This window comes from Chlorogloeopsis sp. ULAP02, from assembly GCF_038404745.2.
Lineage (GTDB): Bacteria > Cyanobacteriota > Cyanobacteriia > Cyanobacteriales > Nostocaceae > Chlorogloeopsis.
Map to the genome: position 1 here is coordinate 77,704 of NZ_JAYKTT020000087.1, position 13,966 is coordinate 91,669.

The 13,966-nt window shown below is 40.4% G+C and carries 11 protein-coding genes; 6 read left to right on the forward strand and 5 right to left on the reverse strand.

All coding sequences use genetic code 11. The features are described 5' to 3' along the window. Positions 1-154: 154 nt before the first annotated feature. Positions 155-973, reverse strand: coding sequence for a uroporphyrinogen-III synthase (locus tag U2718_RS31895; protein ID WP_341993946.1), 819 nt, complete (start codon positions 971-973; stop codon positions 155-157). A 173-nt stretch (positions 974-1,146) separates the two neighbouring features. Between U2718_RS31895 and U2718_RS31900 the strand changes: the two genes are divergently transcribed. From U2718_RS31900 to U2718_RS31915, 4 genes are all read left to right on the forward strand, one after another. Next, on the forward strand, positions 1,147-2,145 hold the full coding sequence (locus tag U2718_RS31900) for a hypothetical protein (RefSeq protein ID WP_341993945.1): 999 nt from the start codon (positions 1,147-1,149) through the stop codon (positions 2,143-2,145). Positions 2,146-2,456: 311 nt separating this feature from the next. Beyond that, positions 2,457-2,753 carry a hypothetical protein gene (locus U2718_RS31905; protein ID WP_341993944.1) on the forward strand — a complete coding sequence of 99 codons (297 nt, stop codon included), beginning with the start codon at positions 2,457-2,459 and terminating at the stop codon, positions 2,751-2,753. Between the two features lie 448 nt (positions 2,754-3,201). After that, entirely contained in the window at positions 3,202-3,444 is a 243-nt protein-coding gene (locus tag U2718_RS31910; protein ID WP_341993943.1) for a hypothetical protein, read from the forward strand. A gap of 139 nt (positions 3,445-3,583) precedes the next feature. Then, a complete protein-coding gene (locus U2718_RS31915) occupies positions 3,584-6,040 on the forward strand; it encodes a filamentous hemagglutinin N-terminal domain-containing protein (protein ID WP_341993942.1) in 2,457 nt (818 codons plus the stop codon). 64 nt (positions 6,041-6,104) lie between these two features. On the opposite strand, the gene U2718_RS31920 is transcribed toward U2718_RS31915, so the two are convergent. From U2718_RS31920 to U2718_RS31935, 4 genes are all read right to left on the reverse strand, one after another. After that, entirely contained in the window at positions 6,105-6,485 is a 381-nt protein-coding gene (locus tag U2718_RS31920) for a DUF423 domain-containing protein (RefSeq protein WP_341993941.1), read from the reverse strand. A 33-nt stretch (positions 6,486-6,518) separates the two neighbouring features. Continuing rightward, positions 6,519-6,998, reverse strand: coding sequence for a hypothetical protein (locus tag U2718_RS31925; protein WP_341993940.1), 480 nt, complete (start codon positions 6,996-6,998; stop codon positions 6,519-6,521). Between the two features lie 940 nt (positions 6,999-7,938). Next, positions 7,939-8,625: a magnesium protoporphyrin IX methyltransferase gene (gene bchM / locus U2718_RS31930; RefSeq protein WP_341993939.1), complete on the reverse strand. Its 687-nt coding sequence runs from the start codon at positions 8,623-8,625 to the stop codon at positions 7,939-7,941. A 138-nt stretch (positions 8,626-8,763) separates the two neighbouring features. Continuing rightward, the gene (locus tag U2718_RS31935) at positions 8,764-10,071 is read right to left on the reverse strand and encodes an N-acetylglucosamine-6-phosphate deacetylase (protein ID WP_341993938.1); all 1,308 of its coding nucleotides are present in this window, start codon (positions 10,069-10,071) and stop codon (positions 8,764-8,766) included. A gap of 296 nt (positions 10,072-10,367) precedes the next feature. Between U2718_RS31935 and purE the strand changes: the two genes are divergently transcribed. Further along, positions 10,368-10,886 (forward strand): 5-(carboxyamino)imidazole ribonucleotide mutase, encoded by a 519-nt coding sequence (gene purE, locus U2718_RS31940; protein ID WP_341993937.1) that lies wholly within the window; start codon positions 10,368-10,370, stop codon positions 10,884-10,886. 1,179 nt (positions 10,887-12,065) lie between these two features. Next, the gene (locus U2718_RS31945; protein ID WP_341993936.1) at positions 12,066-13,667 is read left to right on the forward strand and encodes an ammonium transporter; all 1,602 of its coding nucleotides are present in this window, start codon (positions 12,066-12,068) and stop codon (positions 13,665-13,667) included. Positions 13,668-13,966: the final 299 nt, after the last annotated feature.

Here is a 13,966-nt window from a genome sequence, read left to right on the forward strand (position 1 = left end):
CTTGAGGTAAGGGTTTCAAGCTCTGGAGAACGCCAAAGTTAATATTATTAGTTAAGATTCTGCTTTTATTTACGATTCTTTACATTAAAAATGACAAATTAAATGGTTTTTGGAGAACTTAGCAATGATTTTATGAGTGCGCACTTCTAAAATATTATTTATTCGTGGCAAAAAATAAGGTTATGGCTTCTGCAAAGCCAACAAATGAACTGTAATCTTGAGCGACGATAGAAACATTTACACCAAATTTTTTAGCATTGGCTGCTGTATAGGGGCCAAAACAGGCAATAACACACTGTTGAGAATCTGCTTTGAAAGTAAACATTTGCAAAAAACTTGCTACTTCAGCAGTGCTGCTAAAGGCTATTACATCTACCTTGCCTTGACAAATCAGATTTAACTCTACCTCATACAAACTTTTGTCTAAACACCGCGTTATGTAAGTTGGTACACGAGTCACACTCATGCCTAAGTTTTTTAAACCAGCAACAAAGTTAGGTATCACATCCGGTTCTGGTACACCAGCAACTTCTGGAACTGGCACTAAAATTTTTTTCCCTTTGATATTTGGAATTTGAGCTAATTCAGCAATTACTCCTTGAGGGCTAGGTTGTCGAGGAGTTAAATCTACTTTGACTCCAAAAGCTGCTAATCTTTCTGCATCTTTGCCAATGGCAGACAACTGACAATTTTTCAGCACCCGATGATCTAACCCCAAAAACTCTAAACGTTGGAAAAAAGCATCAATTCCATTCCTACTGGTAAAAGCAATCCAATCAAAAGTGTCAATTTGTTGAAGTGTGCTATCGAACTGTGCAAAATTTTCTAGTACACAGGTTTCTATAGTTGGCATCAATATAGGTAGAGCACCTTGAATAATGAGTTGTTCTGATAGCCTAGCGGCATAGTTCCGAGGTGCGGTAACAAGAATTCGCTTACCGTGTAGGGGCAGTTGAATGGATGAAATTAGCAATTGACCTCCTAAGTACAGAGTTGACTGCTGCTTGAAAAAGCTAGTCTAAGTTTAGTGGTTCATGAACTTGTAGTACTTAGAATTCCTTCTGCCCCACCGAACTTCAGAGCGCCGTCGCACGGCGCTCTGAGTTCTCTGTGCCGTCTGCCTTCTGCCTTATTTTCTGTTTTCCCATGCGCTACCTTGTCACCACAAATCTCAGTCACATTCCCAAAGACCATCAAATTATTATGATCGATGGTACTGTTCCTGGTTGGCAACCTCGTTCCGATGATCTGCACTGGGATCATCATCGTCCGAATGGTGCTGAAATTCAGATTGACGAAATGCCCATACCAAAAACTAAGTTAGTAGAAGATTTCGCTACCACGCAACCGAGTTGTATTGTCACCCCACAAGTTGATGCAGATGCTTGCTGTGCTGCGGCTTGGGTACAACTGCCTCGCGATGTCTTAGTACGATCGCAAGTTGTGGATAAACTGCGGGCGATCGCTTGGGATTGCGATCATCTTATGGTGCCTGAGCAATTGAATCATTTAGCAGAATTTGCCCTCAAAGCAGTGGCTGGGATGAAAACCATCGGCAGTGCGATCACCGCTGAACTACAACTTTCCCCAGATCGGCAAACTTGGACACTACAAGAGTGGGAACACTATATGTCTATATCTTTCCAACGAAGCACAGAATGGTTGATAGCAGCAACTGTAGGCGATCGTGCTTGGCCTGGTGAACAAGGAGAAGCAGATAATTACTTGAAAGAATTGGAAACCGATGCCCAGCAGTTGATAGTACAACAACGAATTCGCCTCATTCCCACATCTTGCGGCTTAGTCGGCATATGCAACCTCAATGGAATTGGGCGTTATCTCGATCCGAGAGCCTTCTATAAAAGTCTGACAGTTATTGCAGATATCCAAGCTCTGCGACCTGAAACACTGGTAATCCGAGAACACAAAAATGGCGGTACTCAATATACTCTCGGTTGCTTGCCCACTCATCCCCAAACCCCCAACCTTGATTACACTTCTGGAACCTTTGAACGCCTCACCCAAGCAGAACTCATAAAAAATCCCCATGCTGAAGGTTGGGGAGGGCGACGCACAGTCGGCGGTTCTGGTTGGAACACCCCTTCACAACTCTTACCAGAGGAAATTGTAGAGTTAATTAGTTAGTCAATGGTCATTTGTCATTGGTAGGGGCGGGTTTTGTTGATTATCTTGCCGTTCAAACTGATAATTTATCTTCTAAACCCGCACGGCAGTCGCTACAACGGAGCGGAGCCGGAGACGCTACGCGAACGCCGGAAACCGCCTTTCTGGGGGGCGGCCTCACCTCCTGCCCTCTGCCATTTACCTTTCTTTATTTATCAAGAAACAATAACAAAATTATTTTTAAATTTGAGAAAAATTTTGGAAATCTGCCATATCTTTTTGTAGTTCAGTATGGGTTCACAATTACCCAAGTCATAAGGAGATTAAAAATCATGAACGAAGAAAATATACAGCAGTTAAAAGATGAAATTAACCAAGAAGTTCGTGAGTGCTTGAAAAAAGTAGATCTCGCCAAGTTACTTGAAAAATACGGTATTCCAGAAGACCAATTCATTAAAATTCAGTGTTCAATTGACCTACATCCAATTCGATTTAATAGTACTGCCAAAGAACTACAACCTATGGGATTGTTAAACGAAATTCCAAAGCCGGATATTAAGCTAGGCAAGCTAGCATGGTGTTACCCTTGTCCAGCACCTGGCTATCCTAATGGTTGTCACTGCTTTTAGATAGGGCAAAAACTTAAAGACATTCTTAGGGAAGGGTTTCATCAATTTTCAACCAACAACCTTGAGTGCTTATCGTTGATGTTACAAAAGGCAATTTACTGTACTACAAGTAATGTTCTGATGCTGGAAATCACTCATAACTATTGAGCTTTTTCAGTCTTGTAGATAATGCTTGATAAAAGGGTAACTACAACTTAACTATACTCAAAGATACTACTCTGGTGAAGAACGGTAATCTTTTACGCTGTCTTCACCACATTTAAATTATGTTTTTTAGCAGCAACAAAATTCAAAATTAGTTTAGTCGCCTTATCTTTTTCTTTTCCTTTCGAGAAAGATTAAAAAAGTTGCTATTTAGCGAAATTTACTTGAGTTATTTTTAACTTTTATTCTAAATTAATAATAGAAAGTCTCTGACATAACTACTATTTTTTTAGGATGCTCAAAAATGTCTCCAAGTCGAAGTAGTCGTTACTGCAAGTTAGGGCTAGCAAGCGCTTTAGCAATTATTGGCACACTTGCTTTTGCTAAAACTAACTTAATTGCCATAGCAAGGAGCAATGGTACTCTAGAAACTACAAATAAGGAATTTTCGCCAGCATATTCAGGTCAAGAATTGAAGATAGCAGCTTGCAGATGGGTTTATCCCTGTCCAGCACGTGGTTATCTTTACGGCTGCTGGATATGCTAAGTCAGATAAACATAGTTAAATTTTTTCACTAGCAAAGAGCGCAATCTAGATACAGACCTCATGTAGTCTACTTAATATAGGTGCAGCATCACTGTTGTTAACCAACAGTTAATGAATTTAGAGGGGTGCAATATCCAGTATGAGTAGTACTCTGTGGGGTAAGTTTCAAGTTTTTGGAGTAGCAATAGGTAGTGCAATAGTATTCTCTGCAAACTGTGCTATTGCTCAAATCACTCAAGACGCTACTTTACCAAATAATTCCCGTGTTGTAACACAAGACAATATCAGAATTATTGAAGGTGGAACTCAAGCAGGAAGCAATCTGTTTCACAGTTTTGAGCAATTTTCTGTACCTACTGGGAGTACGGCTTATTTTAATAATGCTCTGGATATTCAAAATATTATTAGTCGGGTAACGGGTAAGTCTGTTTCTAATATTGATGGCACACTCAAAGCAAACGGTACAGCTAACCTGTTTCTAATAAATCCTAATGGTATTATTTTTGGCCCCAATGCTTCTTTAAATATAGGCGGTTCATTTCTAGCAAGTACGGCGAGTAGTATGAACTTTGCCGACGATACTAAGTTTAGCGCTATAGAACCTCAAACTACGCCTCTACTGACACTCAGTGTTCCCATTGGTTTACAATTTGGAGCAACTGCGGCTCCTATTCGTAATCAATCCCAAGTGACTGATAATTTTGGCACTCCTGTTGGGCTACAAGTGCCGTTCAGCAAAACCTTGGCACTTGTGGGTGGAGATGTAACTTTAGAGGGTGGAAATTTAACAGCACAAGAGGGAAGAATAGAGCTAGGAAGTGTTGCTGGCAATAATTTTGTCAGTATGATTCCAACAAACCAAGGTTGGGCTTTGGGATATGAAGGTGTGCAAAATTTTCAGAACATTCAGTTAATAGCGCGATTTTTTAATGGTTCTGAGATTCCTTCTTATGTAAATACTAGTGGCGAGGGTGGAGGCAATATCCAGGTGCAGGGTAAGCGTCTAATAGTCACTGATAGTTCATCGATTTTTAATAACACTTTAGGCTCGCTGTCAGGAGGAAACTTGACAGTAAATACCATAGAGTCTGTAGAATTAATTGGTTTCGGCACACCCTTGATGAGTGTTAGTTTCGGTGCTGGTAACGCAGGAAACTTAACAATTAACACTGGGAAGTTGGTTGTTAGAGATGGAGCACAAATATCAGTTAATAGTACAGGTACAGGTTCAGGTGGACGATTGACTGTCAATGCCTCAGACTCTGTGGAACTGATTGGTGGCTATGTGCTTTCATTACCCTCACTAAATCGTAATTTTTTTCTTGCCAGTGGATTATTTAGTTCAACTTCCGCAACTGGAGATGCTGGTAGCATTAAAATCAACACTCAAAAGTTGTATATTCAAGGCGGGGCAACAGTAACAACACAAGCAAATGGACTGCTCCTACCCTTTTCTAATCAATTTATTCCAGCTACAGGGAAAGGAGGGAATTTAACTGTGAACGCCTCCAAATCTGTAGAAATAACTGGAACTTCACCAACTGGCTCTCCTAGCAGCTTGTTTGCTTCAACTCAAGGTTCTGGTGCTGCTGGTAATGTGACACTCAAAACAGAGCAATTGATTGTCCGCGATGGGGCAACAATAATTGTAGGTAGTGGAGTGCCTGAGGAATATATCTATCTGGCAGATCCAAATAAGCTAGGGGAAGCGGGCGAACTAAATATAACCGCTCGCTCCATTCTTTTAGATAACCAAGGCAAACTCACATCTGAAACGGATCTGGGAAATGGTGGAAATATCAAGCTTCAAGTACAGGACTTATTATTGATGCGCCGCAACAGTCAAATATCTACTAATGCAGGTAAGGCAGAGGCTGCCGGAGATGGAGGTAATATCATTATTAATGCTCCTAATGGCTTTATTGTTGCGACACCTAACGAAAACAGCGACATTACTGCTAATGCTTTCACAGATGCTGGTGGCAGAGTCCAAATTCAGTCCTCTGGTATTTTTAATATGGAACAGCGTAGCCGCGAAGACTTAGTAAGGCTTCTCGGAACTAATGATCCAAGGCAACTAGATCCACAAAAGCTAGTAACTAACGACATCACAGCAATCTCTCAAACTAATCCAAATCTTAGCGGTCAGGTAAATATCAACACATTAGATATTGATCCTAGTCGAGGATTAGTACAACTACCTATGAATGTGGTAGATGCTTCACAGTTGATTGCTACTGGCTGCAATCCTGGTAGACAACAAAGCAGAAGTTCTTTTATTGCTACGGGGCGTGGAGGTATAACTCCCAGCCCAACAGAGCTATTAATTGGCGATGCAATATTAGCCGATTGGATAAACTTAGAGGACGAAAAACCTGTTGGAGGTGTGCAAAGCATTGATTTGGAGGAGCCAAGCAACATAGGCTTCTTGTCAAAGGTTGATCATATCAGTCCTCCTGATCCAATTGTCGAAGCTCAAGGTTGGGTTGTGAATGCCAAGGGTGAAATAGCTCTGGTTGCTGATACATCAACTGTGACACCTCATACTCCTTTGCTTACTCCCGTATCTTGTAATGTTTCTTCGCAAGGTACGTAGTAATAGAAATAAACAGCAAAGGCGCAAATTTTTGCGCCCCTAGTCATATTCGTGTTTATGCTTATTAATACTTCAAACTCCAAGCGGCAAAAGCTAAAGCACACCAACCAGCAAGAAAAGCTGCTCCTCCTATTGGTGTAATAGCTCCTAAATACTTAACATCAGTTAAGCTTAGGGCATACAAACTTCCAGAGAAAATAGCAATACCAATAATAAATAGCCATCCACTAGCTACCAAGCTCGGTGGGGGAGAATCAATGCGACTTAGTAGCAGTGCCACTACCAGTAGTGCGAGAGCATGATACATTTGGTAACGAGCGCCTGTTTCAAAAATTAAGAGCGATCGCTCGCTAATTCTTTCTCGCAAAGCATGAGAGGCAAAAGCGCCCGCAGCAACAGATAAGCCCCCTAAAATTGCCGCTAAACTCAAAAAAATTTGCGTCATGTAGCTACACTAACTATTTCTCCAAATCGACACTTAAACGTCAAAATGATAGGAAATTCCTCCTTCTTCACTTATTTTAAAATTAGCATTGAATAGTTTTGCTTGCTCGTCTAAATACTGTTTGGCAATTGGTGCTGGTAGTTGGGATTGCATCGCAAAGCCTAAAAGAGTTACGCACCCGTCATTTTCTTGAACCGTGCGATAAAAAAGAGATTGTAAATGTTCGTTCACTTTCTGATTAATCGCTTTTTTATCTTGTTGACCTTGACGGTATAATCCTAATGCTAGCCATCCACCTAGTATAAAGCTTGGAATACCAAATATTAAGCCTCCTACAGCAGTATTATCATTTTTATAACTATCCTCTGTTGGGAGCAATTCACATTCGCCTTGAATGCAAAAATTTGCTTTCTGAATAGAAATTTTTTGCAATATTGCTGATGTAGATAAGCTTAAAAACATGAATCCAAGTGTCAACAACCAGCCCGCAGCTAATTTTTCACTAGTCTTCATAATTCCTCTTCAGATTATTGCTTTGCTAGCGATTCTAACTTCACTTGCATGAAGTTTCCAGTAACGAGAAAAAGACGTAACTAAAATTGTGCTCTTTAAGTTATTAGAGATTTCTTCGGTTGTAAGTATAAGGCAGAGGGCGGATGGCAGTAGACGCGTAGACGCAAAGCGGATAGAAGTAGGTACGGTGTATCCGTTGGTAGGCAGAGGGTAGAAGGTAAAATACTACTTCCGCTCTAATGTCTATAATCGACATTTGAAATTCAATTATTTCCACCTACTTAACAACTAATGTTGTGTTGTGGAAATCCGGTAGGTGTTTTCCCACAAGGTGGTGACAGCCCTCCCATCTCTATAAGTAACAAAAATTCAATTTTTCAAATCAAGTTTAATTAAACACACCCTAGAGGAAATAAAAGTAGTAATCAATGCCTTTGGAATTAATGCTATGTAATACCAATCCTCTAAAATCCGGCAACACATTCAAAGCTTGAAACCTACACCAGATCTGACTTTCTTAATTACGTAGACGCGCTTTGCGTGGCTTCCCATAGGATCAGGGCGAATTACGAATTACGAATTGGTATAACATTAAACCCTTGTGTCTTGACATTTTCAGACCACTATATTTTTCACCAGTAATGTTTGCTTTCTTGGCGAAACACAATACGAAAATTTTACCGCTATTTTCTCTAATGGAACATAAAAACTTATATCTAAGGCGATCGCTTAACCTTTCTTGAATTTTCAGAGTTCAGTAGGGTGTGTTACAGCTATGCAGAGATTGAAGAGATGAAGAGAGTCAGAACTAGCCGTAACGCACCACAATTATACAATGCGTTACGCACTGCTTAAATGCACCCCGTAATTTAAGCTACATTTAGCCAAAATAGTTGTTTTTTATGTATACTTAGTTACTTTTCCGGGCGCAATTTTATTTTTATTTACGAGTAGCTTCCAATAAACTAGAGAAGTAAAAACGAGTGCGTGTCATTGCTTGTCTTTGTGTTGAAAAACCATTCTTTTCAAGGATTTTAACTACATCAGTCTCGCGGTGCAAATAGGCGCGAGTCGCTTTACTTGCTCCCGGAAAAAAGCTACCTATTTTCTTCAATATACTCAAACCAAATGTTTTGGGAGCAAAACTGAGAATTACTCGTGACTGTGCCAAAGAACAAAGATGAGAAATCATCTCATCTGCCTTATCTTGTGGATAGTGGATCAGAACATCTAGGCAAATAACTGTGTGATAGCTACCACTTAATGTTTCTAAATCTTGTACGGCTAATGTGAGATTGCCCGGATTCTCCAAAGTTTGAGAAGCTCTTTGTTTGGCTTCCTCCACCATCTTGTCAGAAATATCGCTGGCATAAACCTTTGCTCCTCCTGCCGTTAGAGGAATACTCAGACTACCCACGCCACAACCAGCATCACATATTGATAATTCAGCTAAATTGTTATCTGCTGTCAACCAGCTTAGTACTGTATCCACAGTTTGTTGATGCCCATTGCGGATATCTAGCTGGACTTTGTTGACTTCACCATTACCATAAATGCGTCTCCAGCGGTCAAAACCTGTGGAATTGAAATATTCTTTAACAATGGTTTTATCGTCGGCTGCGTTCATGAAACTGAAATATTTAAATGTTCCCAAAGCTTAAAATTACCACGTCTGACTGACAACAGGGGATAGGGGGGAGTAGAGGAGTGGGAGAGAAGGACAGATAATCCTTATTCCTATTCCCCGTTCCCTGTTCCCTAGTTATTACACCAACCGCTGCCAAGTAAGTTCTCGTGTGTCTTCATCAAAATGCCAGCGCAATAAGTTAGCAACGGAAGCACGTAATATTGATGTCGGTAAACCGATCACCTTTCTAGGTGCGTCTGTAGCAAGTGCGATCGCCTCTTTTACGTCACATATTCCCCACTTCACTAAATTCTGTACTCCCACCAATAAAGATAAAGTCGTCCCCGATAAGGTGCCATCGAGTAATCGTGCAGTACCATTTTTTACTTCAATTTGCCGATTATCCCAAGGGTAAATACCATCAGGTAGCCCTAAAGGTGCTAAGGCATCGCTGACAAGGAAAAGTTTTCTTTCATAGGCGCTAGACCGTAGCAATATATCTAGCATTGTGGGCGAAATGTGTTCTCCATCGGCAATAAAACCACACATTACTTCCGGATGTGTAATTGCTGCCCCTAATAATCCTGGTTCGCGGTGGTGTAATGGAGGCATAGCATTAAACGCATGAGTTACCATTGCTGCGCCCTCTGCAAAGGCACGTTGCGCTTGGGCAGCTGTTGCTTGGGAATGTCCCAAACTCACAGTGATGCCTAAGGAGCGTAAATAAGGTATGACTTCGCCTGTTACATCTAATTCTGGTGCTAGAGTTATGACTTTAACAACATGAGCATAATTTCCTAAAACCTTCTTTACTTGCGCAATTGTTAAGGGTAAAAGATACTCAGCCGGATGTGCGCCGCGCTTTTGAAAATTTAAAAATGGCCCTTCTAAGTGAACTCCCAGTATTTTGGCGTGTTTGATTGATGAAGTTAAACAAAAGGACGCGGGGACACGAAGATACAGGGACACGGAGAGAGGGTCTGATAATTTCTCCGCGTCACCGCGTCTACCAGTCTCTTTCTCATTACAGTTTTCTCTGTTGTCATCTGCCGCCATAAACTCAGCAATCACAGCAAGCGATCGCTGAATATTTTCGATGGAAGTTGTTACCAAGGTGGGTAAAAAAGCATCTACTCCTAAATCCCATAAAAATTTACAAATTTTCGGTACAATATAGGAATTTTCTACGTCTAAGTCGGTAAATGCTAATCCCATCGCACCGTTAATCTGTAAATCGACACCACCTAAAGAAATTCTGTCTCCAGCAACATCAATAACTTGCAAATCTGGTGATGTAACTCTTTTAAAAGTTGTATTCATTGGCAAAATATGCTCAATGATGCCTTGACGATTAATCAAAAGCATCTGTAATTCCTGGTACCCTGTCAGTTGAGCATTAACAATGTCTATGGGATTAGAAATGATGCTTTGTGTTGCTTCAGTCATTGTGCTGACCAGAAAATAGCAAAAACTGACCTGATTTTAGATGCTAATTGGCGACAGTGAACAGATAAAATTAACTTCAATCAATGAGATGATTATTTTTAACAAAAAAATAGAACTAGAGGCTAGGAGAATATTTTTAGTTTAGAAAAAGAATCAAGATTTTTGTCATTGGTCATTATTAAAAGGGTTGGGGGAATGGGGAAATGTTTATTACTCTCCCTCTCTCCTTGTCTCCTCTTCCCCGCGTCTCCGTGTCCCCTTGTCCCTTATCCCCTATCCCCTGCCCTCTACTCTCTATGACTCATCCACTTGTCGGCATTATTATGGGTAGCGATTCTGACTTACCCACTATGCGAGCTGCAATCAAAGTTTGTGAAGATTTTGGCATTGCCACTGAAGTTGCAATAGTTAGTGCTCACCGTACTCCAGAACGTATGGTGGAATATGCCAAGTCTGCCCATCTACGAGGTATAAAAGTCATTATTGCTGGTGCGGGTGGCGCTGCTCATTTACCTGGCATGGTTGCATCTTTAACACCACTTCCTGTAATTGGTGTTCCTGTACCCAGCCGTCACTTACAAGGAGTTGACTCTTTGTATTCTATTGTACAAATGCCCGCAGGTATTCCAGTGGCAACGGTAGCGATCGGTAATGCTACCAATGCCGGACTTTTAGCAATACAAATTCTAGGTACTCAGCAATTGGAGTTATTAGAAAAAGTGCAACAATATCGCCAAAACCTATGTGAGTCAGTTATGGCAAAACAAGGAAAACTTGAACAAATAGGTTATGAGCAATATTTAAAACAGATGTAAATGCAACACAATTTCATAGAAATTCAAACGCCATACCTATTAATTTTTTTATTAAGTTAGCTACCTCTGTGTCTTGAAAATGGGTGTGGAGGTGTAGGGGTGTAGGAGGAGAAAAAACCTCTTTCATCTTTGGCGGGTGAAACTTGTTTTATTGGGACTGTCTTGAAAATGGGTGTAGGGGTGTAGGGGTGTAGGGGTATAGGAAGAGTTAAATTTTCATCAAGAGCGTTGTGGACTGTTTGCCCGTGGAAGTCTGACTTGAAACTCGACAACAGAAAACAAAAAACAGTAAAAATTCTACTTTCATTCTTGGCGATGAAACTCATATCATCAGGACTGACTTTTTGAAAGAGGGGTGTAGGGTGTAGGGGTAAAAACCCTTTTTCATAATTGGTAATCTACGAAGTTCATAGGAAATGTCTTCTACTTAGTTTTAGTGAAGTAGTGAGCAGTCAAAATACTCTGGATTTTGAATTATTTGATTATTTACCAGAATTATTGACCTAATTTACTGGAACTTTACTTTATCAGTTCTTTATCATAACTTTATCTGCCGTATCACCAACACCTAGTTAGAAATCAAGAATGAAAATATTCTTATACTTAATCGACCACAAGATAAACTATTAAGTATTTTTAATACAAATTGAGGCAATTTTGAACTTTTTATTTAAAATTCTGAAACCTTTATCAATGAAGTAGTACAGACACTATGTCTCCATTCACATATCACAGCTATGGTCACTTTAATCAAAATCTGTATTTTAAGATACAGAATGATAAATAACTAATTCTCAAAAATATTTGAACTTATGAAGCTGTTTTTTATTGTGATTTTTGATTGACAATTGAATTTAAAAGCGGTAACAAACTTAAAGTTAGTTGAAAAGTATATGAAGAATACTTGACTGTTTAATAAATTACATAATAAAAAATAATAATAATTTCTTAAGGCTAACCATAACCTGAACAGAAGTAGCACCAGTATATTGACTAAAAACTTGGTGATTTGATGAGCGGGATTTCAATCAATGGCTGAGTGGAAGTGAGAATCAGTGAATTTTAATCAAAAGCTAGCCTAGATAACCCCATATATATCAAAAACCACTGGTTTAGCTTCTGGAGATTTCTCTGTCTACTTAATGCACCTTGATTCACTTAAGAGCGGTTTAGAGCACGATGTTAAAGCACAAAAAATGGAAAGCAAAAAATAGGCGACAGCCATCAAGTTGGAATGCCTATTCTAGAAACTCAAACTCGATAGTCCATCAAATATTGAGAGTTCTGAAACTGTTGTCTCCCAGTTGGCAAGCTTGCATCCCTTTAGCTTGTCTAATTGTGATGGGTTGGGGTTATGCAGCGGTTGCCCAAGCACCAGCCCCGGCAGAAGCTGGTCCTACCACAGCAGAACTAAAGGTTGCCCTTGACACTTTATGGGTGGCGCTCGCGGCTTTTTTGGTGTTCTTTATGAATGCCGGCTTTGGTATGTTAGAAACCGGCTTTTGCCGCCAGAAAAATGCCGTTAACGTTTTAGCCAAAAACTTGATTGTATTTGCTCTTGCCACTATTGCCTTTTGGGCGATCGGTTTTGGCTTGATGTTTGGCAATGGCAATGACTTTATCGGCTTAAATGGATTTTTCTTGCAAGGAGCTGATAACAGCCCTGCCACGGGAGATGCTTACAAAGGTGTTTTCAGCGCTTTAAGTTGGGCGGGAGTTCCCTTAGCAGCTAAATTTTTGTTCCAGTTGGTATTTGCCGGAACTGCGGCAACAATTGTTTCTGGTGCTGTTGCCGAACGTATTAAGTTTATTGACTTCCTGATTTTCAGCCTTTTACTTGTTGGTATTTCTTACGCTATCACCGGGCATTGGATTTGGGGCGGTGGCTGGCTGGCAGACATGGGTTTCTGGGATTTTGCTGGTTCTACGGTGGTTCACTCTGTTGGTGGCTGGGCAGCTTTAATGGGAGCAGCATTTCTTGGCCCTCGTCTTGGTAAATATCAAGATGGGCAAATAGTTGCTATTCCTGGACACAACATGAGCATCGCCACTTTAGGCTGTTTGATTTTGTGGTTGGGCTGGTTTGGTTTCAACCCCGGTTCTGTAATGGCAGCCGATCCCAATGCCATTACCCACATTGCCTTGACTACTAACATGGCAGGTGCTGTTGGTGGGATTGCTGCTACAATTACAGCTTGGCTGTACTTGGGCAAGCCAGACCTTTCAATGATTATTAATGGTATTTTGGCTGGCTTGGTTGCGGTGACAGCACCTTGTGCTTATATCACCATTGGCAGTGCTTTAATCATTGGTTTAATTGCTGGTGTCCTGGTAGTTTTCTCTGTCACTTTCTTTGACAGAATTAAAATTGATGACCCAGTTGGAGCCACATCCGTACACTTGGTTTGTGGGATTTGGGGAACTCTGGCAGTAGGTCTATTTGCTGTGGGCCCTGGTGTATACTCCTGGTACGGTGATGGACTAGGCCCAGCAAGGGGTTTATTTGCAGGTGGTGGCTTAGGACAGTTCATTACTCAGTTCATCGGCGTAATTTCTGTGGGCGGTATGACTGTACTGCTTAGTACTATCTTCTGGCTCGTACTCAAAGCAACTTTAGGCATCAGAGTATCTAGACAAGAAGAGATAGAAGGTTTGGATATCGGTGAACACGGCATGGAAGCTTACAGCGGATTTCTCAAAGAAGCTGGTAGTGGTGGATTTACTGAACCAGGTAGCCCTAAAGGGATGTCACAATCAGGAGATTTGCCTACTAGTCTGTAATTTTTGATTATTTCAGTTGTAGTTGTAGTACTGATAGATATTTAGCCCCCTAGAACTTTTCTGTTCCTACAGGGGGTGTTTTTTTGAAAGATTATCTAAGTGTAAGTATTGTTGATACAAATCCAAAATTAAGACCCTTTTTATCTAGATACTGGAAGCTTAAACTATACAAAAAGAGTTTGAACAACCAAGTTGGTATTATATATTTCTCTTTCAAACAGTAATATTCGGGTGAATTGGCTAACAATACTCGGATTTTAGCTTTTTTAGTTAATTAGACATGTTTATATTTATACAAT